Source organism: Xanthomonas sp. WHRI 8932A (assembly GCF_035012785.1).
Lineage (GTDB): Bacteria > Pseudomonadota > Gammaproteobacteria > Xanthomonadales > Xanthomonadaceae > Xanthomonas.
On record NZ_JAYGQQ010000004.1, the window covers coordinates 258499 to 283520 of the forward strand.

Annotated in this window: 25 protein-coding genes and 1 other RNA gene; 18 read left to right on the forward strand and 8 right to left on the reverse strand. The window is 64.9% G+C overall.

Translation table 11 applies throughout. The annotated features are described in order from the left end of the window. Positions 1-129: 129 nt before the first annotated feature. Genes VC212_RS08355 through VC212_RS08370 form a run of 4 tightly spaced genes read left to right on the forward strand, consistent with a single transcriptional unit; the run spans position 130 to position 3014 of the window. Positions 130-705: a nitroreductase gene (locus VC212_RS08355; RefSeq protein ID WP_323515163.1), complete on the forward strand. Its 576-nt coding sequence runs from the start codon at positions 130-132 to the stop codon at positions 703-705. After that, complete coding sequence (locus tag VC212_RS08360) at positions 702-1688, forward strand: 5'-3' exonuclease H3TH domain-containing protein (protein WP_115512441.1); 987 nt, start codon at positions 702-704, stop codon at positions 1686-1688. Before VC212_RS08355 ends, VC212_RS08360 begins: the two co-directional genes overlap by 4 nt. Further along, on the forward strand, positions 1685-2236 hold the full coding sequence (locus VC212_RS08365; RefSeq protein WP_005988855.1) for an NUDIX hydrolase: 552 nt from the start codon (positions 1685-1687) through the stop codon (positions 2234-2236). The genes VC212_RS08360 and VC212_RS08365 overlap by 4 nt, the downstream gene beginning before the upstream one ends. Further along, a complete protein-coding gene (locus VC212_RS08370) occupies positions 2217-3014 on the forward strand; it encodes an N-formylglutamate amidohydrolase (RefSeq protein WP_323515165.1) in 798 nt (265 codons plus the stop codon). The genes VC212_RS08365 and VC212_RS08370 overlap by 20 nt, the downstream gene beginning before the upstream one ends. Before the next feature lie 136 nt (positions 3015-3150). On the opposite strand, the gene pip is transcribed toward VC212_RS08370, so the two are convergent. Both pip and prmC read right to left on the reverse strand, forming a co-directional pair. Then, entirely contained in the window at positions 3151-4092 is a 942-nt protein-coding gene (gene pip, locus VC212_RS08375) for a prolyl aminopeptidase (RefSeq protein WP_115512442.1), read from the reverse strand. Between the two features lie 135 nt (positions 4093-4227). Next, positions 4228-5082 (reverse strand): peptide chain release factor N(5)-glutamine methyltransferase, encoded by an 855-nt coding sequence (prmC, locus tag VC212_RS08380; RefSeq protein ID WP_323515197.1) that lies wholly within the window; start codon positions 5080-5082, stop codon positions 4228-4230. A 203-nt stretch (positions 5083-5285) separates the two neighbouring features. Here prmC and ahpC point away from each other — a divergent pair, with 203 nt between their 5' ends. The 6 genes from ahpC (at position 5286) to VC212_RS08410 (ending at position 11490) form a co-directional block, all read left to right on the forward strand. Next, positions 5286-5849: an alkyl hydroperoxide reductase subunit C gene (ahpC, locus tag VC212_RS08385; RefSeq protein ID WP_011036070.1), complete on the forward strand. Its 564-nt coding sequence runs from the start codon at positions 5286-5288 to the stop codon at positions 5847-5849. Positions 5850-6039: 190 nt separating this feature from the next. Next, a complete protein-coding gene (gene ahpF / locus VC212_RS08390; protein WP_323515166.1) occupies positions 6040-7632 on the forward strand; it encodes an alkyl hydroperoxide reductase subunit F in 1593 nt (530 codons plus the stop codon). A gap of 90 nt (positions 7633-7722) precedes the next feature. After that, on the forward strand, positions 7723-8664 hold the full coding sequence (locus VC212_RS08395) for a LysR substrate-binding domain-containing protein (protein WP_055851233.1): 942 nt from the start codon (positions 7723-7725) through the stop codon (positions 8662-8664). Between the two features lie 381 nt (positions 8665-9045). After that, positions 9046-9486: a nucleoside diphosphate kinase regulator gene (rnk, locus tag VC212_RS08400; protein ID WP_055851460.1), complete on the forward strand. Its 441-nt coding sequence runs from the start codon at positions 9046-9048 to the stop codon at positions 9484-9486. A 51-nt stretch (positions 9487-9537) separates the two neighbouring features. Then, positions 9538-10506, forward strand: coding sequence for a transaldolase (gene tal / locus VC212_RS08405; protein WP_115512445.1), 969 nt, complete (start codon positions 9538-9540; stop codon positions 10504-10506). Between the two features lie 414 nt (positions 10507-10920). Continuing rightward, complete coding sequence (locus VC212_RS08410) at positions 10921-11490, forward strand: type 1 glutamine amidotransferase family protein (RefSeq protein WP_055851227.1); 570 nt, start codon at positions 10921-10923, stop codon at positions 11488-11490. A 315-nt stretch (positions 11491-11805) separates the two neighbouring features. Here VC212_RS08410 and msrA read toward each other — a convergent pair whose 3' ends face one another. Further along, positions 11806-12456: a peptide-methionine (S)-S-oxide reductase MsrA gene (msrA, locus tag VC212_RS08415; RefSeq protein ID WP_323515167.1), complete on the reverse strand. Its 651-nt coding sequence runs from the start codon at positions 12454-12456 to the stop codon at positions 11806-11808. A 96-nt stretch (positions 12457-12552) separates the two neighbouring features. Continuing rightward, complete coding sequence (locus VC212_RS08420; RefSeq protein ID WP_055851222.1) at positions 12553-13068, reverse strand: SgcJ/EcaC family oxidoreductase; 516 nt, start codon at positions 13066-13068, stop codon at positions 12553-12555. Between the two features lie 124 nt (positions 13069-13192). On the opposite strand from VC212_RS08420, the gene VC212_RS08425 reads away from it, so the two are divergent. Genes VC212_RS08425 through VC212_RS08435 form a run of 3 tightly spaced genes read left to right on the forward strand, consistent with a single transcriptional unit; the run spans position 13193 to position 16268 of the window. Beyond that, on the forward strand, positions 13193-13900 hold the full coding sequence (locus VC212_RS08425; RefSeq protein ID WP_323515168.1) for a response regulator transcription factor: 708 nt from the start codon (positions 13193-13195) through the stop codon (positions 13898-13900). Continuing rightward, positions 13897-15807, forward strand: coding sequence for an ATP-binding protein (locus VC212_RS08430; RefSeq protein ID WP_055851218.1), 1911 nt, complete (start codon positions 13897-13899; stop codon positions 15805-15807). The genes VC212_RS08425 and VC212_RS08430 overlap by 4 nt, the downstream gene beginning before the upstream one ends. After that, a complete protein-coding gene (locus VC212_RS08435) occupies positions 15804-16268 on the forward strand; it encodes a response regulator (protein ID WP_055851215.1) in 465 nt (154 codons plus the stop codon). Before VC212_RS08430 ends, VC212_RS08435 begins: the two co-directional genes overlap by 4 nt. Before the next feature lie 150 nt (positions 16269-16418). On the opposite strand, the gene VC212_RS08440 is transcribed toward VC212_RS08435, so the two are convergent. Then, positions 16419-16649 carry a DUF2007 domain-containing protein gene (locus tag VC212_RS08440; protein ID WP_055851211.1) on the reverse strand — a complete coding sequence of 77 codons (231 nt, stop codon included), beginning with the start codon at positions 16647-16649 and terminating at the stop codon, positions 16419-16421. After that, positions 16649-17290, reverse strand: coding sequence for a glutathione S-transferase family protein (locus tag VC212_RS08445; RefSeq protein ID WP_115528212.1), 642 nt, complete (start codon positions 17288-17290; stop codon positions 16649-16651). Before VC212_RS08445 ends, VC212_RS08440 begins: the two co-directional genes overlap by 1 nt. A 310-nt stretch (positions 17291-17600) precedes the next feature. On the opposite strand from VC212_RS08445, the gene VC212_RS08450 reads away from it, so the two are divergent. Further along, the gene (locus VC212_RS08450) at positions 17601-19340 is read left to right on the forward strand and encodes a glutamine--tRNA ligase/YqeY domain fusion protein (RefSeq protein WP_055851208.1); all 1740 of its coding nucleotides are present in this window, start codon (positions 17601-17603) and stop codon (positions 19338-19340) included. Positions 19341-19399: 59 nt separating this feature from the next. Here the strand turns inward: VC212_RS08450 and VC212_RS08455 are convergent. Next, positions 19400-19476, reverse strand: a non-coding RNA gene (locus VC212_RS08455) — sX9 sRNA. A gap of 378 nt (positions 19477-19854) precedes the next feature. Between VC212_RS08455 and VC212_RS08460 the strand changes: the two genes are divergently transcribed. From VC212_RS08460 to rlmM, 4 genes are all read left to right on the forward strand, one after another. Beyond that, positions 19855-20784, forward strand: coding sequence for a DMT family transporter (locus tag VC212_RS08460; RefSeq protein ID WP_323515169.1), 930 nt, complete (start codon positions 19855-19857; stop codon positions 20782-20784). 565 nt (positions 20785-21349) lie between these two features. Beyond that, the gene (locus tag VC212_RS08465) at positions 21350-21718 is read left to right on the forward strand and encodes a hypothetical protein (protein WP_323515170.1); all 369 of its coding nucleotides are present in this window, start codon (positions 21350-21352) and stop codon (positions 21716-21718) included. A gap of 24 nt (positions 21719-21742) precedes the next feature. After that, positions 21743-22303, forward strand: coding sequence for a nucleoside deaminase (locus VC212_RS08470; RefSeq protein ID WP_055851196.1), 561 nt, complete (start codon positions 21743-21745; stop codon positions 22301-22303). A 21-nt stretch (positions 22304-22324) separates the two neighbouring features. Continuing rightward, entirely contained in the window at positions 22325-23368 is a 1044-nt protein-coding gene (rlmM, locus tag VC212_RS08475) for a 23S rRNA (cytidine(2498)-2'-O)-methyltransferase RlmM (RefSeq protein ID WP_323515171.1), read from the forward strand. A gap of 415 nt (positions 23369-23783) precedes the next feature. On the opposite strand, the gene VC212_RS08480 is transcribed toward rlmM, so the two are convergent. Continuing rightward, the gene (locus tag VC212_RS08480; protein WP_323515172.1) at positions 23784-24893 is read right to left on the reverse strand and encodes a Gfo/Idh/MocA family oxidoreductase; all 1110 of its coding nucleotides are present in this window, start codon (positions 24891-24893) and stop codon (positions 23784-23786) included. Positions 24894-25022 lie beyond the last annotated feature (129 nt).

Consider the following 25022-nt stretch of genomic DNA (forward strand, 5'->3'; position numbering starts at 1 on the left):
CAACGCTGAAGGAGCGGGCAGGAAGGGGCGATGCCGTTGCAGCAGGCGTCACCCGGCCGGCCATCATGCGGCGGGCGTTGGGAAGGGCCCGTCTATAATTGACGCATTCGTCGCCCAGAACCGCAAATTATGCATGCACCGTATTCGCTACAGGCGCTGGACGCGCGTCGTTCGGTCCCCTCCAAACAATTGGGCGAGCCCGGCCCGGATGAAGACACCTTGCTGCGCATGCTGACATCGGCCGTGCGGGTGCCCGACCACGGCAAGCTGGTGCCGTTCCGTTTCTTGCGCATCAGCGGCGACGCGCGGCACGCCCTGGGCGACTTTCTGGCCGAACGCACCCAGGCCGCCGATCCGCTGGCACCGCCGGCGGCGGTCGAAAAAGACCGCAACCGCTTCAGCGACGCACCGTTGGCGATCGTGGTCATCGCCTCGCTGCGCCCCGAGCACAAGGTGCCCGAGCAGGAACAGCTGCTCACCGCCGGCTGCGTGTGTTTTGCATTGCTGCAGGCCGCGCAGGCGCATGGCTTCGGCGCGCAGTGGCTGACCGCCTGGATGGCCTACGACCCGGCCGTCAGCGGCTATCTGGGCCTGGGCGAAAACGAGCGCATCGCCGGCTTCATCCATATCGGCACGCCGCGCATGCAGGTGCCGGAGCGCGAGCGTCCGGACCCGCGCGCCTTGTTGCGCGACTGGACTCCATGAGCACGCTGCCGGGTGCCATTGCCGCTGCGCTGCCGGGCGGTCCGCGCCCGGAGCCGCTGTATCTGATCGATGCTAGTTTGTACGTGTTTCGCGCCTGGCATTCGATCCCGGACGAATTTCAGGACGCGCAAGGCTGGCCGACCAATGCGGTGCACGGCTTTGCGCGTTTTCTGCTGGACCTGCTGGAACGCGAGCGCCCGCAGTACATCACCATCGCCTTCGACGAAGCGTTGGACAGCTGCTTTCGGCATGCCATCTACCCAGCCTACAAAGGCAACCGCGAGCCGGCGCCGGATGCATTGCGGCGCCAGTTTGCGCATTGCAAGGCACTGTGCGCGGCACTGGGCCTGAGCGTGCTGGCGCATCGCGAGTACGAGGCCGACGATCTGATCGGCAGCGCCTTGCACAGCGTGCGCGCGCAAGGCTTGCGCGGGGTGATCGTGTCGGCCGACAAGGATCTGTCGCAATTGCTGTTCGAGCACGACGAACAGTGGGATTACGCGCGCAACTTGCGCTGGGGCATGGACGGGGTAAAGGCGCGCCATGGCGTGCATGCGCATCAGATTGCCGACTATCTGGCGCTGTGCGGCGATGCGATCGACAACATACCCGGCATCACCGGCATCGGCGCCAAATCGGCAGCCGTGCTGCTGGCGCATTTCGGCAGCCTGGATGCCTTGCTGGAACGCATCGACGAGATCCCGTTCCTGCGCTTGCGCGGCGCCGCGCAAATGGCCGTGCGGCTACGCGAACAGCGCGACCATGCGTTGTTATGGCGCCAGCTCACCACCATCGCATTGGACGCACCGCTCGGCTTGACCGACGCCGGCTTCACGCGCACGCAGGCCGATGCGGACATGCTGATCGGGTTATGCGACAGCCTGCGTTTCGGGCCGCTCACGCGCCGCCGCCTGCTGGCCGTGTGCGACGGCGCCGCACTGCCGCCCCCTCCCGCTTCCCTGTCTCAAGGCACCTACCCATGAACCGACACGACACCCCGCCCACCGTGGTTTACGAAGGCAAGTACCAGCGCATGGTCGTGCGCGGCACCTGGGAATATTCCGAGCGTGTGCACGCCGGCGGCCTGGCCGCGATCATCGTGGCGGTGACGCCGGACGATGCGATGTTGTTCGTCGAACAGTTCCGCGTGCCGCTGCAAGCGCGCACCATCGAAATGCCGGCCGGACTGGTAGGCGATGTGCATGCCGATGAATCGATCGAGCTGTCGGCGATCCGCGAACTGGAAGAAGAAACCGGCTGGACCGCTGAACACGCCGAGGTACTGATGATCGGCCCCACCTCGGCCGGCGCGAGCAGCGAGAAGATCGCGTTTGTGCGCGCCACCGGGCTGCGCAAGGTCGGCGCTGGCGGCGGCGATGCCAGCGAAGACATTACCGTGCACGAAATCCCGCGCGCGCAGGTCGGCGCGTGGCTGGTGCAGAAGATGGCCGAGGGCTATCAGATGGATCCCAAGTTGTGGGCCGGGCTGTATCTGGTCGATCACGCACTGGATGGCACGCCGCGTGGTTGATGCCGCTGCCGGTCAATTGCTTGGCCCCGAGGATCCGCCAGCGTTCACCGTGCACAACGCGCAGGCGGCATCGCCGTGGCTGTTGATCGCCGATCACGCCGGCCAGCGCGTGCCCGCACGGCTGGCCAATCTGGGCCTGCCGCAGCAGGAGCTGGACCGCCATATCGGCTGGGATATCGGCATCGCACAGGTCACCCGTCTGCTGGCCGAGGCGCTGGATGCGATCGCCATCACCCAGACCTATTCGCGCCTGGTGATCGACTGCAACCGGCCCGATGGCGCGGCCAGTCGGATGCCGGAGATCAGCGACGGCACATCGATTCCCGGTAACCTGGCGTTGACCGACGCCGATCGCCAGCAACGTATCGATGCGATCTTCGCGCCCTACCACGCACGCATCGCGGCCGAACTGGATGCACGCGAACAGCGCGCCCAGCCGACGCTGCTGGTGTCGATGCACAGCTTCACCCCGGTGATGGCCGGCAACGCGCGTCCCTGGCATGCCGGCGTGCTGTACCACCGCGACACGCGACTGGCGCATCGCTTGCTGGATGCCTTGCGTGCAGAAGCGGATCTGGTGGTTGGCGACAATCAACCGTATGCGGTGAGCGATGCCACCGACTACGCCATTCCGGTCCATGGCGAAGGCCGCGGCCTACTGCATGTGGAACTGGAAATCCGCCAGGACCTGATTGGCGACGCCACCGGGCAACAGGCATGGGCAGATCGATTGGCGCGCATCCTGCCGCCGCTGGCCCAGGCGCTGTTGCCACGCTGAAACAACAATCCCCGTAGGAGCGTGCCTGCGCGCGAGGAAGCGTTATCGATAACGCCTCATCGCGCGCGGGCACGCTCCTACGAGTCATGCACCAGCGTGAGCTGGCACATCACTCGCCTGCGCCCGACGGCGTCGCTCATGCAAACCCGTCGGTCGCGCGCACCAGTGCATCGACATTTTCCGGCTCGAAAGCCGAATGCCCCGACGCCGGGCTGATCTGCAGCTGCGCCTTCGGCCACGCCTTGTGCAGATCCCAGGCGCTTTGCAGTGGGCACACCACATCGTAGCGGCCATGCACGATCACCCCGGGGATGTCGGCAATGCGGTGCGCATCGCGCAACAACTGGCCTTCCACCTCGAAGAAGCCCTTGTTGACGAAGTAGTGGTTTTCGATACGTGCGAAGGCCAACGCAAAGTGCGCGTCCTCATGCCCGGTGACGAAGTCCTCGTCCACATGCAAAAAGCTGGTGGCGCCTTCCCACACGCTCCAGGCCTTGGCGGCGGCCAGGCGCGTAGCCTCATCATCGCTGGTCAGGCGGCGATGAAAGGCGGCGACCAGATCGCCGCGTTCGTCGGCCGGGATGGCGTTGATGTAGTGCTCCCATGCATCCGGGAACAGCCGGCTGGCGCCTTCTTGATAGAACCAGTCCAACTCGAAACGACGCAGCAAAAAGATGCCGCGCAGCACCAGTTCGGTGACCTGCTGCGGGTGGGTTTGCGCATACGCCAAGGCCAGCGTCGAGCCCCAGCTGCCGCCGAACACCTGCCAGCGGTCGATGCCCAACTGCGTGCGCAAGCGCTCGATGTCGGCAACCAGATCCCAGGTGGTGTTGTCGGTGAGATCGGCATGCGGGGTAGACCGCCCGGAGCCGCGCTGATCGAACAGCACGATGCGGTACTTGGCCGGGTCGTGGAAGCGCCGCATCTTGTCGTTGCAGCCGCCGCCCGGGCCGCCGTGCAGCATCACCACCGGCTTGCCCTGCGGGTTGCCGCACTGTTCGAAATACAGCGTGTGGCGGTCGTCGACCTTCAGGCTGCCCTGCTCGTAGGGCGTGATCTCGGGATAGAGCGTGCGCATGCGTCGGTCCTGGGCGAAAACGCGCATTGTAGCGATCGACGATGGAGCCAACGGCGGTGTCTTCCCGTGGCGAGGTGTGACTGCGCATGCCGGGGGGCAATGACTGCACCGTCGGCGACGTTGCACCAGCCAGCACTACCGCGTAGCGCCCTCCTCCCAGCAGCCCAACGTCACCCGATCGCGCTGTTCCAGATCCTGATGCGTGGCCACCTGCGTAAACCCGCGCGTGCGCAGCAACTCGGCCACGGCCGCGCCCTGATCCCAACCATGCTCGAGCAGCAGCCAGCCGCCTGCGCGCAGGTGTGCGGGCGCATCGGCCACGATCGAACGGATGTCATCCAGCCCGTCGCTGCCGGAGGCCAGTGCGCTGGCCGGCTCGTAGCGCAGATCGCCCTGCGCAAGATGTGGGTCGCCGGCCGCGATATACGGCGGATTGCTGGCAATCAGATCGAAACGCTCGCCGGCCAGTGGTACGAACCAGCTGCCCTGCCGGCACTCCACGTTCGATAGGCGGTGGCTGTCGGCGTTGCGCTGGGCGATGGCGAGCGCGGCCGCGCTGGCGTCGGTGGCGATCACCTGCGCCTGCGGCCGCTCGCTGGCGATCGCCAGTGCGATCGCGCCGCTGCCGGTACCCAGATCGGCCACGCGCCGGCCGGGCGCCTGGTCCAGACGCTCCAGCGCCAGCTCGACCAACGCTTCGGTGTCGGCACGCGGAATCAGCGTGGCCGTGGAGACGGCCAGGTCCAGGGTCCAGAACCCGCGCGAACCGGTCAGGTAGGCCACCGGCTCGCCAGCCTGCCGCCGCTGCACCAAGGCGTCGAAGGCCTGCGCGATGGTCGGCGGCACCGGGTCGCGGCCGTGCGCGAACAGCCAGGCGCGGTCACGGCCCAGTGCATGCAGCAGCAGCGGCTCGGCATCGGTACGCTCGATCCGCAGCGCAGCCTGCCGCAACAGCTGTTCGGCGGGGATGCCTGCAGGATCGTCGCTCATACGGGTCATTCACTCATGCGAAACATCGGCCCACCATTATCGGAGATGGAACGGCCCACCCACAGCGCCAGATGCCGTCTGCAATATCGATAGCCAAAACCTATCTATGCAATTCCATTAATCGATTTGAGAAATCTATCGATCCTGCCTACCATGACGGCTGTTCCATCCCCTGCCCCCCTTTCATCGCACGAGGAAACTCAATGTCTCTCATCAACACCCAGGTCCAGCCGTTCAAGGCGAATGCGTACCACAACGGCAACTTCATCGAAGTCACCGAGGCCAGCCTGAAGGGCAAGTGGTCGGTGCTGATCTTCATGCCCGCCGCATTCACCTTCAATTGCCCGACCGAAGTGGAAGACGCCGCCGACAACTATGCCGCGTTTCAGAAGGCTGGCGCCGAGGTGTACATCGTCACCACCGACACGCACTTCTCGCACAAGGTGTGGCACGAGACCTCGCCGGCCGTTGGCAAGGCGCAGTTCCCGCTGATCGGCGACCCGGCCCACAAGCTGACCCGCGCCTTCGGCGTGCACATTGAAGAAGAAGGCCTGGCCCTGCGCGGCACCTTCATCATCAATCCGGAAGGCGTGATCAAGACCCTGGAAATCCACGACAACTCTATCGCCCGCGACGTCACCGAGACGCTGCGCAAGCTGACCGCAGCACAGTTCGTGGCCAACAATCCTGGCCAGGTCTGCCCGGCCAAGTGGAAGGAAGGCGCCAAGACCCTGGCTCCGTCGCTGGACCTGGTCGGCAAGATCTAAGCCGCCGCGCATCCCTGGCCCGGTTCATCGGGCCGGGGGTGAACCGGAGCCGGCGCCGGGCTGCCCGCCAGCCATCGCCAGCACGCATCCCGACCTCGCGCCGGCTGCGGTTCACCTCCTTCCTTCCCCGGCGACCTGCCCTTCGGCAGCGACGCCACGCCCTCCCCTTGCCCATTCCCAGGAGTTTTCCATGTTGGATGCCAATCTCAAGACCCAGCTGACTGCCTACCTGGAACGGGTCACGCGCCCGATCCAGATCCACGCCTCGATCGACGACAGCGACGGCTCGCGCGAAATGCTCGACCTGCTCGAAGACCTGGTGCTGCTGTCGGACAGGATCAGCCTGGACGTCCACCGCGATGACAACCAGCGCAAGCCCTCGTTCGCGCTGACCTCGCCTGGCCAGGACATCTCGCTGCGCTTTGCTGGCCTGCCGATGGGCCACGAGTTCACCTCGCTGGTGCTGGCGCTGCTGCAGGTAGGCGGTCACCCGTCCAAGGCTGCCGCCGAGCTGATCGAGCAGGTGCAGCATCTGGATGGCGACTACCAGTTCGAAACCTATTTCTCGCTGTCGTGCCAGAACTGCCCGGACGTGGTGCAGGCGCTGAATCTGGCGGCCGTGCTCAACCCGCGCATCAAGCATGTCGCCATCGATGGCGCATGGTTCCAGGACGAGGTCGAAACCCGCCAGATCATGTCGGTGCCCACCGTCTACTTGAACGGCGAGCTGTTCGACCAGGGCCGCATGACGCTGGAGCAGATCGTCGCCAAGCTCGACACCAATGCCGCAAAGCGCGATGCCGCCAAGATCGCCGCCAAGGACGCCTTCGACGTGTTGGTGATCGGCGGTGGCCCGGCCGGCGCGGCAGCAGCGGTGTATGCCGCGCGCAAGGGCATCCGCACCGGTGTGGCCGCCGAGCGTTTCGGTGGGCAGGTGCTGGACACCATGTCGATCGAGAACTTCATCTCCGTGCAGGAAACCGAAGGCCCGAAGATGGCGGCCGCGCTCGAACAGCACGTGCGTCAGTACGATGTGGACATCATGAATCTGCAGCGCGCCGAGCAGCTGATCCCGGCCGGTGCCGATGGCCTGGTCGAGATCAAGCTGGCCAATGGCGCTTCGCTCAAGAGCAAGACCGTGATCCTGTCCACCGGTGCGCGCTGGAGGCAGATGAACGTGCCGGGCGAAGACCAGTACAAGAACAAGGGCGTGGCCTACTGCCCGCACTGTGATGGCCCGCTATTCAAGGGCAAGCGCGTGGCGGTGATCGGTGGCGGCAACTCGGGTGTGGAAGCGGCGATCGACCTGGCCGGCATCGTGGCGCATGTCACGCTGGTGGAGTTCGACGACAAGCTGCGTGCCGATGAGGTACTGCAACGCAAGCTACGCAGCCTGCACAACGTGCGCATCATCACCAGCGCACAGACCACCGAAGTGCTGGGCGATGGGCAAAAGGTCACCGGCCTGGTCTACAAGGACCGCACCGGCGGCGACAGCCAGCACATCGAACTGGAAGGCGTGTTCGTGCAGATCGGCCTGCTGCCCAATACCGAGTTCCTGCGTGGCACGGTGGAGCTGTCGCCGCGCGGCGAGATCATCGTCGACGACCGTGGCCAGACCAGCGTACCGGGTGTGTTTGCGGCAGGCGATGCCACCACGGTGCCGTACAAGCAGATCGTGATCGCGATGGGCGAAGGCTCCAAGGCCGCACTGAGCGCATTCGATCACCTGATCCGCTCCAGCGCACCGGTCAGCGCCGAAAACGTTGCGCAGGCCGCATAAGCGCAACGACAGCCATCGCCCGGCCACGCCGGGCGCTAAGCTGCATCACGCGTCAGTCGTTAACCGTCACCGCCTTGAGGGCTGCTGCACATGAATCTGCGTGACTTGAAGTATCTGGTAGCCCTGGCCGACCACAAGCATTTCGGCCGCGCCGCGACGGCGTGTTTCGTCAGTCAACCGACGCTGTCCACCCAGATCAAGAAACTCGAGGACGAGCTGGGTGTGCCGCTGGTAGAGCGCGCACCGCGCAAGGTGATGCTGACGCCGGCCGGCCGCGAAGCGGCGATGCGCGCACGCGGCATCGTTGCCGAAGTGGAACAGATGAAGGAAGCCGCGCGGCGCAGCCAGGATCCGGAAGCGGGCACAGTGCGGCTGGGCATCTTCCCCACGCTGGCGCCTTATTTGTTGCCGCATGTGGTGCCGCGCATCCGCGAGCGGTTTCCGCGGCTGGAGCTGCTGTTGATCGAAGAAAAAAGCGACCGACTGATGCACCAGTTGCGCGAAGGCCGCCTGGATGCGGCGCTGCTGGCGCTGCCGTTGCAGGACGATCAGCTGCATGCAGAATTCTTGTTCGAAGAACCCTTTGTGCTGGCAGTGCCGGAAGGCCATCCGCTGTCGCGCCACGACAGCATGACGCTGGACGATCTGTCCGAACAACGCCTGTTGTTGCTGGAAGACGGCCACTGCCTGCGCGAACAGGCGCTGGATGTCTGCCATCTGGCCGGCGCGCTGGAGAAATCCGAGTTCCAGGCTACCAGCCTGGAAACCTTGCGTCAGATGGTCGCTGCCAATGTCGGCGTCACCCTGCTACCGCTCCTGGCAGTCAAACCGCCGGTCGCCCGCTCGGAAAACATCCGCCTGATTCGCTTCCGCGAAGACAAGCAACCCAGCCGTCGCATTGCCATGGCGTGGCGTCGCAGCTCGGCCATGACCGCGTTCCTGGAGCAGCTGTCGCAGTTGTTCAAGGAATTGCCGGAGAGCCTGTTTACGCTGGATCAGCCTGCGACAGGCCCCAAGGCGGTGGCGGCTTAGGGAATCGGGAATCGCAAAAGCGTTGCATGGCTGTGGTCGCTTTGCGCGACAGTCGTAGACAACAAACATCGGCGGCGCGCAAGCGACGCCTTTTTTTTTCCAGCGGGTGTTTTTCTTCGGCTGCAGATTCGTCGGTGTAGCCAGTCTGTCTGGCTTACCTGGGCAGGCATTTGATCCTGCTATCTGCGCCCTTAGAACTCTCTCGCAGCGCTCGCTTGATCGCCTCGTTAACGACAGTGACCTGAAAAAAGAACCACGTCGGCCTGCCCCAAGTCACCGCACGTTTCCGCCGGGCAGCATGTATTGGGATCGGCCAACGGCGCCCTCATCTTGTCGGTGCCGCTTGCCATGTTGGCGAGCCGTATTCGTCAGGAGAGTGCCATGACTTCCCAACATCACAGCGGCTTGCCGCCATCCATCCTTGTTTCCAGCCACGACCTCGCGCGGCTTGAGGCCTTGCTCGATTCCCCCGCCTTCAACAAGCATCCCGCCGCCACTGCGCTGAGCGACGAACTGGGCCGCGCACGTGTGCTGCCGCCCGACCAGATTCCCGGCGATGTCGTCACTATGCACTCGCGCATCGAATGCGAAGACCAGCTGCACGGCGAACGGCATACGCTCACCCTTGTGTACCCGCATGAAGCCGATGTCCAGCACAGCCGCATCTCGGTGCTCGCGCCGGTGGGCAGTGCGCTGCTTGGCCTGTCGGTCGGCCAGAGCATCGACTGGCGCACGCCTGACGGGCGCGACCTGCGCTTGCGCGTGACCGCCGTACACGATCAACCCGCAGCCGCGGGCGACTTCCAGCGCGCGGCGCGCTAACGTAGCGCGCTGCGTCATCCCCGACCCGTTCCACGATTCGAGAGAACCCGCATGACTGCATCCCCCTCCAAGCTTGCCCAACTGCGCGACCTGTCTGTCGTTGTTGCCGACACCGGCGATTACGACGCCATCAAGCGACTGAAGCCGGTCGACTGCACCACCAATCCCACCCTGGTCAAGAAGGCGCTGGACCTGCCGGTCTATGCCGATCTGATCGAGCGCGAACTGGCCTGGGGCCGCGAGCACGGCGGCGACGATCGCACCGCCACCATCCACGAGGTCGCCGACCGTCTCACCATCGGCGTGGGCGTCAAGCTGGCCGAACTGGTGCCGGGGCGCGTGTCTACCGAAGTGGACGCCGACCTGGCTCACGACACCGAGGCCACCATCGCCAAGGCGCGCAAGTTCATTGCGATGTACGCCGAGCGTGGCGTGTCCAAGGACAAGATCCTGATCAAGATCGCAGCGACCTGGGAAGGCATCGAAGCCGCCCGTCAGCTGCAACGCGAAGGCATCGACTGCAACCTCACGCTGATCTTCAACCACTCGCAGGCGCTGGCCTGCGCGGAAGCCGGCGTGTTCCTGATTTCCCCGTTCGTGGGCCGCATCCTGGATTACTACGTCGCCCAGGGGCAGACCCCGGCCAACATCGATGAAGATCCGGGCGTGGTGTTCGTGCGCACCGTCTACAACGAGTTCAAGCGACGCGGCTCGTCGACCGTGGTGATGGGCGCCTCTTTCCGCTCCACCGCGCAGATTGAAGCGCTGGCCGGCTGCGACCGCCTGACCATCTCGCCGGATCTGCTGGAAAAACTCGACGCCGAACACGGCGAGTTGCCGCGCAAGCTCTCCCCGGCCAAAGCCGAAACCGTGCAGATCACGCCGATCAATAGCGACAGTTTCGCCACCGACCTGGCGGCCGACCCCATGGCCACCGAAAAGCTGGCCGGCGGCATCGACACCTTCGCCAAGGATCTGCAGGCCCTGCGCAAGACCATCGCCGACAAGCTGGCCGGCTGATCGTCTTAACGTACAAGTGCGATCACCAACGCCCGCGGCCGATGCTGCGGGCGTTGTCATTTCCGGGGTTGCAGCGGCAGTCGCACCGGGGCGTGGAATCCCGGTCGAATACGACTGCCCGCGTATCCGATACAACACCCGCAAGTCGATGCCGCTGCGTCGCGCACCTCTCTGCCGCTGGCCCACGCGGTCTAGTGAGGTAAAGCAGGTAACGCGACGGATCTGATCGACACTGCGTGCCTCGCACAGCGTTGCCATCCGCTGCCGCCCCGCGCATCTCGCAGGCAAGCTCCGTTCGAGCAGCCGATGGACCAGGCCGCGATACCGCCCGCCCCCTGCCGTCTGCACACCTTGCTTACAATCGCCGCGCGTGCACTGCCTAGAATCCAGAGACCTCAACTGGTGTAGCGGACAATGGCAAACATTGCAGTGGTGATGGTCGATGGTGTGGCCGATTGGGAAATCGGTGTGGTGCTGCCAGCGGCGCGCGAGTGGTTTGGCGATCAGGTGGCCATTGCCAGCATCGATGGCCAGCCGGTGCAGTCCATCGGCGGGCTGCGGATCGCTCCGGAATTCGCGCTCTCGGATCTGGCGCCGCTGGACGCAGACCTGTGGATCCTGCCCGGCAGCGAGCGCTGGCAGGCAGGCGAAATCCCCGGCTTGAGCGGTCTCTTGGTCGAACGCGTGCAACACCAGCGACCGGTCGCCGCTATCTGCGGCGCCACCATCGCGCTAGCGTATGCAGGCCTGCTCGACGACCGCGCACATACCAGCAACGCGCTGGCGTTTTTGCAGGAACATGTGGTTCCCTATGCCGGGGCCGCGCAGTATCGCCATGAGAAAGTCGTCACCGCTGACGGCGTCATCACCGCACCCGGCACCAGCCCGGTCGGCTTTGCGCTAGCCTGCATGCGTCTGCTGCATCCCGAACGCACCGACACGCTTGCGCAGCTGCGCGGCATGTTTGCCGGCGAATTCGTCTGAACCAACGGATACAAGCACGCCCAGCGCATTGCACTCACTGAATGCCGTGGTTCACCGCACCGATGCATTGCACCGATTGGCTGCAATGATCCACTGGGCCAGTTCGCCTATCAGCCACACACGGCGACGGCAGCGCGTCTTGCGCACGCCGCACAAAAAAAGATGGCTACGTCGTCTCCGACGTAGCCATTCAAGTTGCCTGGCATGCACTCCCATGCGCTGCCTGATCGTGATAACGCTGCCGGTCACTATTGGCCATCGGCGCGCTGCCACGATCACGTGGTTGACAGCGCTTCAATCCGGCCTGCCTTTCCGTCAGGCATCCAGCCCGATCGGGCAGCTCACTCCCGTGCCGCCAAGCCCGCAATAGCCATTGGGGTGCTTGGCGAGATACTGCTGGTGATCGTCTTCGGCGTAATAAAACGTGGGCGCCGGGAAACGGATCTCCGTGGTGATTGCGCCATACCCTGCGGCATCCAGCTGCTGCTGATAGGCGTCGCGGCTGGCAAGTGCCGCGTCGTATTGCGCTTGCGTCGTGCAATAGATGGCCGAACGGTATTGCGTGCCGACATCGTTGCCTTGCTGCATGCCCTGGGTGGGGTCATGGCTTTCCCAGAACGTGCGCAGCAACTGCGCAAACGACGCCGATGCTTCGTCGTACACCACCAACACCGCTTCGGTATGGCCGGTCTGTCCGGAACACACTTCCGCATAGGTCGCATTGGGTGTCTCGCCACCCGCATAGCCCACTGCGGTGGTGTACACCCCCGGCGCGCTCCAGAACTTGCGTTCCGCGCCCCAGAAGCAACCAAGCCCGAATTGCACCTGGGCCAAGCCGGTAAATTCCCCGCGCAACGGGTGACCGTTGATCAGGTGCGTGTTGTGTAGCGGCAGCGCTTGCTCGCGTCCTGGCAGTGCCTCGCCCTGACGTGGCATACGTTGTTTAAAGGCGCCGATTCCCAGCATGGTGCAACTCCGCAATCGTGAGGATTGCCTGCTGGATGGCGCCGGCCGCAGCAGCTTTCAAGCCTGCCCGGCCGGCGCGCGCCGCCGATGCAGCGCTTACTTGGCCTTGGCGACCGCCGCACGCGTATCGACTTCCGGCATCGCCGAGCTGTGGTGGTTGATGATCAACCACTTGCCATCGCGCTTCTCGTAGACGAAGGTGTAGCGCGCCTGCACATCGCTCTTCTTGCCGCTCTTGTCGGTCAGCGTGAAGGTGTAGACGCCGGCATCCACCGCGCTGTCGTCGTCGAGCACGCGCACGGTGCGGTAATTGATCACACCCTTGGGCTTTTTGGTCAGGAACATTTCGAAGTAGTTTTCGATCTGCTCGCGCGAGGCGCGCACTTCGTTGGAGACCGTCGGCAGCAGCACGCCGTCCGGTGCATACAGATCGGCCACCTTGTGCGGGTTACCTGTCGCCAGCGCGGCATTCCAGGTGTCGAACAGCGCAGCGACTTCGCGCTCTTCGCCGCCAGCCGGCAGTGCGGCCTTGTCTGCGTAGTGCATCACACCGCCGGCCAGCGCCGGGGTGGCAGCCAGAGCCAGAACCAAAGAGAACAGGGTGCGGCGCATGGAAAATCTCCGTTAGGTTGTTGTGGGTGCCTCATCGGGCAAGCTCAGTATCGAAACCAAGCACCCCCAACAATTCTGCCGATTGGCATATACTCAAATATGCTGATCGGCCTAGAGCGAACCTATGGAAGCCCCTACCAATGCTGGCGATTGGCGCCTGACCTTGCGGCGCGAGGCCTCAGACAGCGCACGTTGGCAGGCGCTCTGGGAGGCGGCCGTGACCCTGCGTCAGGTCCACACGCCTGAGCAAGCCTGCGATGCAGTACTGAGCCGCGTGCTGCTGTTGCTGGGCCTGGAGCACGGCGCCGTGCTGGCGCAGCGCGGGCCGCGCGCGCAGGTGCTTGCCAGCCGCGGGCGGGCACTGCCGCCCGGTGCCAGTGCGGCCGGCGACGGTCACGAAGCCGCCTGGCTGATGCCACCGCGCCCAAGCGACATGCGCGAAGCCAAAGTACCGATCCATGCCCTGGGCACCACCCACGGCATGCTGTGCGTGGCCTGGACCGACAGCCGCACTGCGCCCGGCAACGATGACGTGCAGGCGCTGCAGGCCTTCGCACTGTTGCTGCCGGCAATGGTGGCCGAACCGGCCAAGCCGATCGCCACGCGTCGGCGCAAACCCCAGCAGGACGACCGCCTCAGTGCGCTGAGCAAACGCGAGAAACAGGTCTTGTCGCTGCTGCCACGCGGACTCACCAATGCCACGCTGGCAGCTGAACTGGGGATTTCTCCCGGCACGGTAAAAGTGCATGTGGAGCGAATCCTGCAGAAACTTGAGGTAAAAGATCGCACCCAGGCCGCGGTGTACGCGGTCCACGCCGGACTCGCGCTATGAATGCATTGGCAGTGCGTTGGAACGATTGGCCAATCACCCGTAAAAGTCTGGCGGTGGTGACACTGCCGTTGCTGTTGCTGGCCGTGGCGCTGATGGCGATCTACAGCGTGGAGCGGCAGAACATCGCCGCCGAAAACGATGTGCGCCAGACACTGGAAGTATTGAGCGACCTGTACGAAGCACATGCGCTATTGGCCGAAACCGCAGCCGGTGTGCGCGGTTATCGCCTGGTGCGCCGCGATGAATTCCTCACCCCGTACCGCGATGCCGAACCGCGGTTGCAACGCGTGGCCGAACGGCTCTCCCAACGCATCACCGACCCGGTGCAGGCGCAGCGATTTGCGCGCATCAAGCCGCTATTTGCGGAAAAAATGCAAGGTTGGCGTCGTTTGCTGGCCCCGGACCTGAGCCGCGAAGAAGAGATCCGTCAGCTCTGGGACGGCAAGTACAAGCTCGACATTCTGCGCGCGGAACTGCGCGAGTTGCGCAATTACGAAACCGCGCAGTTGCAAGTGCGCACCGCCAAGGCGCAAGGACTGCGCCAGCGTAATCTGATCATCACCCTGAGCGCGGCCATGCTCGGCGGCCTGGGCGCGGTGTTTGCCGTGGCGTGGTTCGCCTCGGCCTTGTCCGGGCGGCTGCGCACGCTGGCGGCCAACGCCGACCGCCTGGGCGAAGGCCTGCCGCTGGCACCGCAACCGCGCGCCGGCGATGAGTTGGGCCAGGTCGGCCAGCGGCTGGCGCAGGCCAGCGAACTGTTGGCAGCACGCGCGGCCGAAGCGCAACTGGCACGGCGCGATGCAGAAACCGCCAACCGCGCGAAAACCGAATTTCTCTCGCGCAGCAGCCATGAACTGCGCACGCCGCTCAACGCAATTCTGGGCTATGCGCAGGTGTTGGAAATGGACCTGCCCGAGCCTGGCCACCGCCGCCATCTGCAGCACATTCTGGGCGCCGGCCGGCACTTGCTGGGGCTGATCACCGAGTTGCTGGACATCGCGCGGATCGAAGCCGATCAACTGGATCTCAGCCCGGAACCCATTTCGGTGCGCGCGGCCGTGCACGAAGCGCTGGGCCTGATCGCGCCGGATGCCGACAAGTACGGCATTGCATTGCAACCGGCCGCCATCGAGGGGCCGTGGACGGTCCGCGCCGACGCGCAGCGGCTGCGGCAGGTGCTGCTCAATCTGCTGTCGAACGCGGTCAAGTTCAATCGCCCCGGCGGTCAGGTGCAGGTCACCGCACAGGCAGATGGCGAACAACTGCGTATCACCGTGGCCGATCAGGGCACGGGGCTGACGCCTGCGCAAATCGAGCGCTTGTTTACGCCGTTCGAGCGACTGGGTGCCGAGCGATCGGCCGTGGAAGGGACCGGTCTGGGCCTGGCACTGAGCAAGCGCCTGATCGAGGCGATGGGTGGGCAGATCGGCGTGGACAGCAGCCGCGATGGCGCACGCTTCTGGATCTCGCTACCGCAAGGCGAGCCGCAACCCAACGAGCCAGCACGCATCCTGCTGCCGCCCAGCACCAGCGGCAGCGCGGTGTGCCGGCTGCTGAGCATCGAGGACAACCCGTCCAACCAGGCGCTGATCCGCACCCTCACCGAGCGTCGCCCGCAATGGCACTTGCTCGAAGCCGCCAGCCTGGCGCAGGCGCGCGAGTTGTTGCAGCAGGGCGTGCCGGATTTGATCCTGCTGGATCTGCACCTGAGCGACGGCAACGGCGAGGAGCTGTTGCGCGAGTTGCAAGCGCAGCCGGCCACGGCGCAGGTGCCGGTGGTGGTAATCAGCGCCGATGCCACCACCGCCACCCTGGCGCGCGTCGGCAATCAGGGCGTGCGTGCGTATCTGACCAAACCGCTCGACGTGGCGGAATTCTTCACCGTGATCGACAGGCTGCTGGCATGACACGCGACGAAATCCTGGGCTCCCGCATCCTCATCGTCGACGACGAGCCAGCCAATGTGCGGCTGCTCGAAGACCTGCTGCAGCGCGAAGGCTTCCAGCAGGTCATTGCCACCACCGATCCGCTGCGGGTCATGGGGCTGGTGTCGGCGTTCGCGCCGGACCTGATCCTGCTGGATCTGAAGATGCCCGAGCTGGACGGCTACGCGCTGCTGGAACAGCTGGCGCGGCTGTCCGATCCGGGGCATTTCTTGCCGGTGATCGTGCTCACCGCCGACCCCAGCCGCAGCGCGCGCCACCGCGCTCTGGGCCTGGGCGCCAAGGACTTCTTGACCAAGCCGCTGGATACCTTCGAAGTCGCGCTGCGGGTCTGGAACGTGGCCGAAACCACGGTGCTGTTCAAACGCCTGCGCGCGCTGGCCGCGCCAGAGGCCGCGCCGCCAGGGTGGCGTCAGTCGGAATGATGCGTACGCGTCGTAGGAGCGCACCTGGGCGCGACCGGGCTTTGCCGATAACGCCAGCGCAGGAGCGCACCTGGGCGCTGTGAAGCTTTGCCGATAAACGCCAGATCGCGCCCAGGTGCGCTCCTACGGTGGCGCTGCGCTGCTTCAAGGCTATAGCGCGCGGGTGACTTCGCCGCACAGGCCGATGTCGGCCAGCACCGCCTGCGCCTGACTCAGCTGCAGGTCGGCCACGCACACCTGCAGCACGCCGAAGGCCGGCAATTCGCCGGCGCCGCCCAGCAGCGATTCGCCGAACACGAAGGCGGTGATGCCGGCATCTTCCAGCGCGTGCTTGGCCAGATGCGCATCGATGATGTGACTGGCGCGATAGGCGATCTGCATCAGCCGCGCTCCGCGCGTTCGCGTTCTGCGCCGTTGCGCCATTCGCGTAGCGCCGGCAGCGCATCCAGGGCGGCCAGGTAATCGCCAGCAGCCTCGAACAGCGGCACGCCATAGCTGGCAAAGCGCAGCGCCACCGGGGCGTACATCGCATCGACGATGCCGAATTCGCCGCACAGGAAGTTGCCTGCATGGCCGTGCTCGGCACGCAGGCTGGCCCACAGGGCCTGGATGCGGGTGATGTCGCGCTCGGCCGCTGCATCCCACTGCGCCGGGCCGGGGGGACGGGCCAGATCCATCGGCAGCTGCGTGCGCAGGGCGGCAAAGCCCGAATGCATTTCGGCCGCAGCCGCGCGTGCCTGGGCCCGCACCGCCAGATCCGCCGGCCAGCCGCGGCCGTCGAGCCAGCGCTCGTTGATGTATTCGCAAATCGCCAGCGAATCCCAGACATGCAGGGTGTCGTCCCACAGCACCGGCACATTGCGGGTCGGCGAATAACCGGCGATGCGCGCCTGGAACTGCGGCGTGTCCAGCGGCAGGCAGACTTCCTCGAACGGCACCTGGAAATGCCGCAATAGCAGCCACGGCCGCAACGACCAGGAAGACAGGGTTTTGTCGCCGATCACCAGACGGGGCAAGGGCATGCGCAGCTCGCTGCAGAGGGTCGGCGCAGCGTACGCGTCGGGGCCGGCCACCGCCAGCCGTGGCCGATCAGGCGCTGCCAGCGCCCGTCACGCACGGCCGCGACGGCACCACCGCCTGCCACCGCTTCCTTCGATAAGGTCTTGAGACTGGCCCTTGACCATTGGATGTCGCTGCTGGCCGGGCGCGCGGAGCCCACTGACGGTGCCGACGGCGGTAAAAACATCGCAAAACGCGCCGCACTGCCCCACCGCCTACCCCTAACCGGTGCCACCGCCTAAACTTGCGGTTTACTTATTGCCGATGCCCCGCATGTCCGAGATTCCAGCCACCGACGCCACCGCCCCGGCGGAGAAGAAAGACTTCATCCGCCAGATCGTTCGCGAGGACCTGGCCAGCGGCAAGCACACGGTCATCCGCACCCGCTTCCCGCCCGAGCCCAATGGCTACCTGCACATCGGCCACGCCAAGGCGATCTGCCTTGACTTCGGCCTGGCAGCCGAGTTCGGCGGGCTGTGCAATCTGCGCCTGGACGACACCAACCCGGCCAAGGAAGACCCCGAGTTTGCGGCCGCCATCCAGGACGACGTGCGCTGGCTGGGCTACGAATGGGCGCAGCTGCGCCACGCGTCGGACTACTTCGATGTGTATTACCTGGCTGCGCAGAAGCTGATCCGCGACGGCCATGCGTTCGTTTGCGATCTGAGTGCAGAGCAGGTGCGCGAATACCGCGGCACCTTGACCGAGCCGGGCCGCAATTCGCCGTACCGCGAGCGCAGCGTCGAAGAAAACCTGGACCTGTTCGGCCGCATGCGCGCCGGCGAATTCCCCGATGGTGCACGCACGCTGCGCGCCAAGATCGACATGGCCAGCGGCAATATCAATCTGCGCGACCCGGCGCTGTACCGCATCAAGCATGTGGAACATCAGAACACCGGCAACGCCTGGCCGATCTATCCGATGTACGACTTTGCGCATTCGCTGGGCGATGCGGTGGAAGGCATCACCCACTCGCTGTGCACGCTGGAATTCGAAGACCACCGCCCGCTGTACGACTGGTGCGTGGACAAGGTGGACCTGGCCGGGCATCCGGCGCTGCTGCAGCCGCTGCTGGACAAGGGCCTGCCGCGCGAAGCCGCCAAGCCGCGTCAGATCGAGTTTTCGCGCCTCAACATCAACTACACGGTGATGAGCAAGCGCAAGCTCACCGCGCTGGTGGAAGAACAGTTGGTGGATGGCTGGGACGACCCACGCATGTACACGCTGCAGGGCCTGCGTCGTCGCGGCTATACGCCGGCGGCGATGCGCCTGTTTGTGGACCGCGTGGGCATCAGCAAGCAGAACTCGCTGATCGACTTCTCGGTACTGGAAGGCTGCCTGCGCGAAGATCTGGATACCACCGCAGCGCGCCGCATGGCGGTGATCGACCCGCTCAAGCTGGTGCTGACCAACCTGCCCGACGGCCATACCGAGACACTGCAGTTTTCCAATCATCCCAAGGACGAGAGCTTCGGCACACGTGAGGTGCCGTTCGCACGCGAGCTGTGGATCGATCGCGAAGATTTTGCCGAAGTCCCGCCCAAAGGCTGGAAGCGGTTGGTGCCGGGCGGCGAAATCCGTCTGCGTGGCGCCGGCATCGCGCGCGTGGATGAGGTGATCAAGAACGACGCCGGGCAGATCGTCGAGCTGCGCGGCTGGCTGGATCCGGAATCGCGCCCCGGCATGGAAGGCGCGAACCGCAAGGTCAAGGGCACCATCCATTGGGTCAGTGCGGTGCATGCGGTGGAAGCGGAAATCCGCTTGTACGACCGTCTGTTTTCGGTGGAAAAACCCGACGACGAATCCGAAGGCAAGACCTACCGCGACTATCTCAACCCCGAGTCCAAGCGCAGCGTGCGCGGCTATGTGGAACCGTCGGCGACGCAGGCGGCACCGGAGCAGGCGTTCCAGTTCGAACGCACCGGTTACTTTGTTGCCGACCGCCGCGATCACAGCGCGGCCACGCCGGTGTTCAACCGCAGTGTGACCTTGCGCGATACCTGGGCCAAGTAAGTGCGGCAACCACTACGGCGATGCTTGCGGCAACGCAGGCGTCGCTGAGTGGTTAGAGCGGCCAACAAAACGTAGCGAGCAATCGTGAAGTGGGTGCGGACGACGCACTCAGAAGCGGTGTGTACGAGTGGTTCATGCCGCTCCGGGCACCGGCCTCGCCCGCCTGGCGGCTGCACAGGAGTGTTGCTAGCTGCTCTGAATGTGCGCATGCAAGCGTTCACCCACGTTGTTCGAACAACCAGCGTGCGGCCATCCGGCTGCTGATCGCTGCGGTGTCGTAGTCGCGATGCCCACCCGTGCACGCGGCGGCCAATCATCCGGCGCGACGTCAGCAATCGAACGATCGCTGAGGGAATGCCAGATCGCATAGGGCACGCTGCTTACGGGCGTACCGCTTTGACGGCTTCATCGCGACACACAGCCATCTCAAGGCGGCGAGCATGCGTGATCGGCGAGCTTGATCAACGCCGCGCTGCACTGCACGCTGCAGTGGATGGCATGAAGGAGACGCACGATGCGTGAGCGCATGATGATGGGCGTCGCCTGCGGCATCGGTGCGGGCGCGTTGTGGGGACTGGTGTTTCTGGCGCCGCAGTTGTTGTCGGCGTTTACTCCGCTGCAACTGGCGGTGGCGCGGTACCTGTCGTATGGCGCGGTCGCCGCGCTGGTACTCGCACCGCGTGCACGACAAACCGCCGTCCGGTTGGGCCGCGCCGAGTGGTGGGCGCTGGTCCGTCTGAGCCTGATGGGCAATCTAATTTATTACGTCTTGCTGGGCAGCGCCGTGCAGTGGGCCGGTAGCGCGGCGACGGCGCTGATCATCGGGTTGCTGCCGGTGGTGGTCACCATCATCGGTACGCGCGCTGCCGGCGCGGTGCAACTGCGGCGACTTGCCGCGCCTTGCGTGCTGTGCGTCATCGGCGTGGCACTGGTGGCGCTGGACACCGTGCAGGACGACTCCGGGCAACAGGCGAGCGACCGCCTCACCCGCATTGCCGGCTTGCTGTGCGCAGTTGGTGCACTGGTCTCGTGGTCGGCGTATTCGATCGCCAATGCGCGCTGGTTGCGTCGCCGTCCCGACCTCTCCGGTGGCGACTGGTCGCTGCTGACCGGTGTGGTCACCGGCGCACTGGCCGCGTTGCTGGCGCCGGCGGCGATGATTGGCAGCGCAGCGCATGCAACGATCGATTGGGCCAGTTTCTGGGGTGTTTCGCTGCTGCTGGGCATCCTGGCATCGGTGATCGGCAATGCCTTGTGGAACCGCGCCAGCCGCGTGCTGCCACTGACCCTGGTTGGGCAGATGATCGTGTTCGAAACCGTGTTTGCGCTGCTCTACGGGTTTGCCTGGGAAATGCGCCTGCCCACGCCACTGGAGCTGGCCGCGATCGCCTGCCTGCTGGTCGGCGTGCTGTGGTGCGCAGCGCTGCATGCGGAAGCGAATTGACGCAACCGGCCTGCGCGCGCATCGGCCTAGATTGCACGCTGTCTTCAATGGAACACCACCATGTGCCTCCCACGACAAGGCAAGCGAGCGCTCTACGGAGCGGTCTTTTCGCTTTCGATCGGCTTGGCGGGCTGCTCGCAGCCGCAGCAAACCGTACAAGCGGTCACCCCGGCCGACGTGCTGTGCATGTTCGTCCCCAACCCGCCCGACGCCGAGCTGCCCAACGCCGACCGCGATGAAAGCATGCAGCAGTTAGCGCTTGCCAACCGTTGCAGCTCTGCGCTGCGTCGGCGCCGATGATGACGTCGCAAGAACCGGCAGTCCCCACCAGCGAATGGCGATTGCCTGTGACGGCGCCCGCCACTGCGATGACCAACGCGCGTTCCACCACTGCACATCGGCGCGCGCTTCTACGGCCGGCTCGCTCTTGCGCGCGTTGTGACCGGCAAATGGCGCAGTGCGTCACCTGGCCGGGCACTCTGCGATGCGTCAGGTGTCATACGGACCACATTCGCGGCGGCCAGGGCTTACCATGAAACTCACTTACCGTGATCGGAGCAGCCACATGTCCCGTGCCTTGTCCTGGTGTCTAAGCAGTCTGTTCCTGATCGCATCCCTGGTTCTGATGGGCTGTGTGACTGCCCCGCCCACCGAAGCGGCAACCCGTCCGGCGGTGTCGCCGATCAAGCTCGCCCAGGTGAATACCACCTGCCGCACCGATGCCGACTGCATGGTCAAGAACGTGGGCAGCTGTTGCGGCAAGTTGCCGGCCTGCGTCAACGTCAACAGCCCTACCAACCCCAAAGCCGTTGCGGCGCAATGCCAGGCCAGCGGGATGGTGGGTGTCTGCGGCTTCCGCCCGATCGACGCCTGCCAGTGCGTTTCCGGCCAATGTGCCGCAACGCGGGCAACGACCGATACACTGAGACCTTGATTCGTCTCAGCAACCGGTCCACTGATGCTCTACGCGCAAGTCCACCTCACCCTGCCCGCCTGGATTCATGAGTTTGTAGACGCCAGCCGCGCCTATCCCGGCGACGACGACAAGGTGGCGCTGGCCATCGCGCTGTCGCGGATGAACGTGGAAGCGCGCAGCGGCGGCCCGTTTGGCGCTGTCGTGTTCGGCCCGGATCATCACATCATCGCGGCTGCGGTCAACCGCGTGGTGCCGCAAAACACCTCGCTGGCGCATGCAGAGAACATGGCCTACATGCTCGCGCAGCAGCGCCTGCAGACGCCACGCTTGAACGACGTGCTGTCGCCGGTAACGCTGGCCACTTCTGCGCAGCCATGTTGCCAGTGCTATGGCGCCACGGTGTGGGCCGGTATCGACCGCCTGTTGATCGGCGCACGCGCCGAAGACGTGATGGCACTGACCGAATTCGACGAAGGCCCGCTGCCTGCAGACTGGGTGGGCGAGCTCACCCGCCGCGGCATCGAGGTGGTCCGCGATGTGCAACGCGAACAGGCCTGTGCGGTGCTGCGTAGTTACGGCGAGGGCGGCGGTGATCATTATTGACCTGTCCTTGCGAGCGCTGCGATGAGCGGGCTGCTGTGTTATTGCCGCCAAGGCTTCGAGCCGGAACTGGCGGCCGAACTGAGTGCGCGCGCCGCGTTCGTCGGCATCGCCGGCTATGCGCGTACGCAGCGCAACGATGGCTATGTGCTGTTCGTCTGCGATGAGGCCGCGCAACTGGCTGCAAAGCTGCACTGGCGCGAGCTGATCTTTGCGCGACAGAAACTGGTGGTACTGGCCGAACTCAAGGGCATCGACCCCAAAGACCGCATCACCCCGATCCTGGCCGCACTGGAAGGGCAGGCGCGCTTTGGCGATCTGTGGGTGGAGCACCCGGATTCGGATGCCGGCAAACCGCTGGCGGGCCTGGCGCGCAGCTTCGGCAATGCGTTGCGCCCGGCACTGCGCAAGGCTGGCCTGCTCACCGACAAGCCGCAACCGCGACTGCCGCGCTTGCATGTGTGTTTTCTCGATGGCGACCACGCACTGCTGGCGGTAGCCGATGCCGACGACAGTGCGCCGTGGCCACTGGGCATTCCGCGCCTGAAGTTGCTGCCGGAAGCGCCATCGCGCTCGGCACTGAAGCTCGACGAAGCGCTGCTCACCCTGCTCACGCCCGAGGAACGCGAGCGCCTGGTCAAACCCGGCATGCGCGCGGCCGATCTGGGCGCCGCTCCCGGCGGCTGGACCTGGGTGCTCACCCGCCAGCATGTGCATGTGACCAGCGTCGACAACGGCCCGCTACGCGAGCATGTGCTGGAAACCGGTCTGGTCGAACATCTGCGCGCCGACGGCTTTCACTGGAAGCCGGCGCAACCGCTCGACTGGATGGTCTGCGACATGGTCGAGCAACCGCGCCGCGTGGCCGAACGCATGGCCACCTGGGTACGCGAAGGCTGGTGCCGCCACACCATCTTCAACCTCAAGCTACCGATGAAAAAGCGCTGGGACGAGACGCGCCTGTGCCTGGATCTGTTTGAACAGCAGGCCGAAAAATCGCTGACCGTGCGTGCCAAGCAGCTGTATCACGATCGCGAAGAGATCACCGTGCTGGCGATGCGTGACTGAGCTGAGCTGGGATTGGGAAGTCGGGATTGGGGAGTGGTAGAAGCGGTTGATCGGCGCGTTGTTTTCGCATGTTGGCCGTAGATTCCGGCAGTCATTGCACAGTGAGCACTGTGTGTGTGTGAAGCGCGTGCAGACGCTGGAGCGGATGCTGGGATGCGGGAGTTCGAGACTCGGGATTCGTAGAAGCGGTTGATCGGCGCGTTGCCGCCACGTGTTCGCCATGAATTCCGCCAGTCGTTGCGCGATGAGCTCTGTGCCTGTCGTGCACAGGTGCTGGAATGGAAGTGGAGCAGCGGTGGCTGGTGGTGGATCTTGAGGGGTGCTGGAAGCTTCCACCCCCATGCTCCGGCCGCTAGTTGCCACGACTTGCTGCTTCATTGTTTCGGCGGCCCAGCGACCGCCGAAACCTGCCGACTTACAGCACGATGCGCTTGCTGCCTTCACGCGCGGAGCGGTAGATCGCATCGACGATACGGATATCCCGCAAGCCTTCTTCGCCTGGCGCACGCAACGGCGTGCCATTGATGATCGCCAATGCGTCTTCGTCCATCTGCAATGCCTGCTGATGCGGCACTTTGACATCGAAGGCGCGGCCGTCGCTGGCCTTGCCGGTAACGCCTTGATAGCTCTGAAACGGCGACAGCTCGTACCAGCCGCGCTCGCAGTCGGCGCGCAGCACGTTCATGTTGGCACCGAAGCTGGTCTTGCATGCCGCACGCACGGCATTGGGAAATTCCAGCGTGAAATCCATATGTTCGTCGACCTCGTCGAACAACTCGGGACGGTCGGTCCAGCGCTTGGCGGTGACTGCTAGCGGCTCGGCGCCCACGGTGTAACGCGCGGCATTGAGCGGATACACGCCCATGTCGTACATCGCACCGCCGCCGAATTCCGAGCGTAGCCGCCACGAGCGATCGGCCTTGGTCGTATCGCGATAGCCGTTGTAACCGGCCTCGGCACGCACGCGTTGCATCGCGCCGAACGGCTTCTCGCCGGCCATCGCAATCAGACGCCGCGTATTGGGTTCGTGCTGCATGCGGTAGCCGATCGTCAACGCCACCTTGTTGCGTTTGCAGGCCGCAATCATCGCCTCGCACTCGCCCGCATGCATTGCCATCGGCTTTTCGCACCACACGTGCTTACCGGCCGCCGCCGCACGCAATGCAAGCGGTGCATGCATGTGAGTCGGCGTGACGATGTAGACCACATCGATGTCGTCGTTGTCGGCGATACGGTCGAAGTTGTCGTAGTTGTAGACGTTGCGATCGGCAATGCCGTACTTGGACTGCCACTGCCCAATCTTCGACGGCGTGCCGGTCACGATGCCCGCCAGCTTGCAGTGTTTGGTCAAAGCCAGGCCCGGCGCGAGTTGCTCGCTGGCATAACTCCCCAACCCTGCCAGTGCAACATTGAGCGGTTTTCCCGGCTTCTTTTTCGGCAACGCCCATGCAGGTGCGCCAAGCAGGATGCCGGCACTGCCGAAGGCGGCAAGCAAGCGGCGACGTGTCAAGGATTCCACGGACATGCAAACCTCCTTCTTAGAGAGAATAGCGACCAGCGTTTGCCAAGCGGCATCGTGCAGACGGCATTGGCGCAGCGGACATTGCGATGCACGCGCGACATGGCACGCATCAGCCACATCGGCTCGACGACA

Bases quoted from the DNA above. Each gene is read 5' to 3' on its own strand.
- VC212_RS08355 (WP_323515163.1), top strand. From the start codon at position 130: ATGCATGCACCGTATTCGCTACAGGCGCTGGACGCGCGTCGTTCGGTC.
- VC212_RS08360 (WP_115512441.1), top strand. From the start codon at position 702: ATGAGCACGCTGCCGGGTGCCATTGCCGCTGCGCTGCCGGGCGGTCCG.
- VC212_RS08365 (WP_005988855.1), top strand. From the start codon at position 1,685: ATGAACCGACACGACACCCCGCCCACCGTGGTTTACGAAGGCAAGTAC.
- VC212_RS08370 (WP_323515165.1), top strand. From the start codon at position 2,217: ATGGCACGCCGCGTGGTTGATGCCGCTGCCGGTCAATTGCTTGGCCCC.
- pip (WP_115512442.1), bottom strand. From the start codon at position 4,092: ATGCGCACGCTCTATCCCGAGATCACGCCCTACGAGCAGGGCAGCCTG.
- prmC (WP_323515197.1), bottom strand. From the start codon at position 5,082: ATGAGCGACGATCCTGCAGGCATCCCCGCCGAACAGCTGTTGCGGCAG.
- ahpC (WP_011036070.1), top strand. From the start codon at position 5,286: ATGTCTCTCATCAACACCCAGGTCCAGCCGTTCAAGGCGAATGCGTAC.
- ahpF (WP_323515166.1), top strand. From the start codon at position 6,040: ATGTTGGATGCCAATCTCAAGACCCAGCTGACTGCCTACCTGGAACGG.
- VC212_RS08395 (WP_055851233.1), top strand. From the start codon at position 7,723: ATGAATCTGCGTGACTTGAAGTATCTGGTAGCCCTGGCCGACCACAAG.
- rnk (WP_055851460.1), top strand. From the start codon at position 9,046: ATGACTTCCCAACATCACAGCGGCTTGCCGCCATCCATCCTTGTTTCC.
- tal (WP_115512445.1), top strand. From the start codon at position 9,538: ATGACTGCATCCCCCTCCAAGCTTGCCCAACTGCGCGACCTGTCTGTC.
- VC212_RS08410 (WP_055851227.1), top strand. From the start codon at position 10,921: ATGGCAAACATTGCAGTGGTGATGGTCGATGGTGTGGCCGATTGGGAA.
- msrA (WP_323515167.1), bottom strand. From the start codon at position 12,456: ATGCTGGGAATCGGCGCCTTTAAACAACGTATGCCACGTCAGGGCGAG.
- VC212_RS08420 (WP_055851222.1), bottom strand. From the start codon at position 13,068: ATGCGCCGCACCCTGTTCTCTTTGGTTCTGGCTCTGGCTGCCACCCCG.
- VC212_RS08425 (WP_323515168.1), top strand. From the start codon at position 13,193: ATGGAAGCCCCTACCAATGCTGGCGATTGGCGCCTGACCTTGCGGCGC.
- VC212_RS08430 (WP_055851218.1), top strand. From the start codon at position 13,897: ATGAATGCATTGGCAGTGCGTTGGAACGATTGGCCAATCACCCGTAAA.
- VC212_RS08435 (WP_055851215.1), top strand. From the start codon at position 15,804: ATGACACGCGACGAAATCCTGGGCTCCCGCATCCTCATCGTCGACGAC.
- VC212_RS08440 (WP_055851211.1), bottom strand. From the start codon at position 16,649: ATGCAGATCGCCTATCGCGCCAGTCACATCATCGATGCGCATCTGGCC.
- VC212_RS08445 (WP_115528212.1), bottom strand. From the start codon at position 17,290: ATGCCCTTGCCCCGTCTGGTGATCGGCGACAAAACCCTGTCTTCCTGG.
- VC212_RS08450 (WP_055851208.1), top strand. From the start codon at position 17,601: ATGTCCGAGATTCCAGCCACCGACGCCACCGCCCCGGCGGAGAAGAAA.
- VC212_RS08460 (WP_323515169.1), top strand. From the start codon at position 19,855: ATGCGTGAGCGCATGATGATGGGCGTCGCCTGCGGCATCGGTGCGGGC.
- VC212_RS08465 (WP_323515170.1), top strand. From the start codon at position 21,350: ATGTCCCGTGCCTTGTCCTGGTGTCTAAGCAGTCTGTTCCTGATCGCA.
- VC212_RS08470 (WP_055851196.1), top strand. From the start codon at position 21,743: ATGCTCTACGCGCAAGTCCACCTCACCCTGCCCGCCTGGATTCATGAG.
- rlmM (WP_323515171.1), top strand. From the start codon at position 22,325: ATGAGCGGGCTGCTGTGTTATTGCCGCCAAGGCTTCGAGCCGGAACTG.
- VC212_RS08480 (WP_323515172.1), bottom strand. From the start codon at position 24,893: ATGTCCGTGGAATCCTTGACACGTCGCCGCTTGCTTGCCGCCTTCGGC.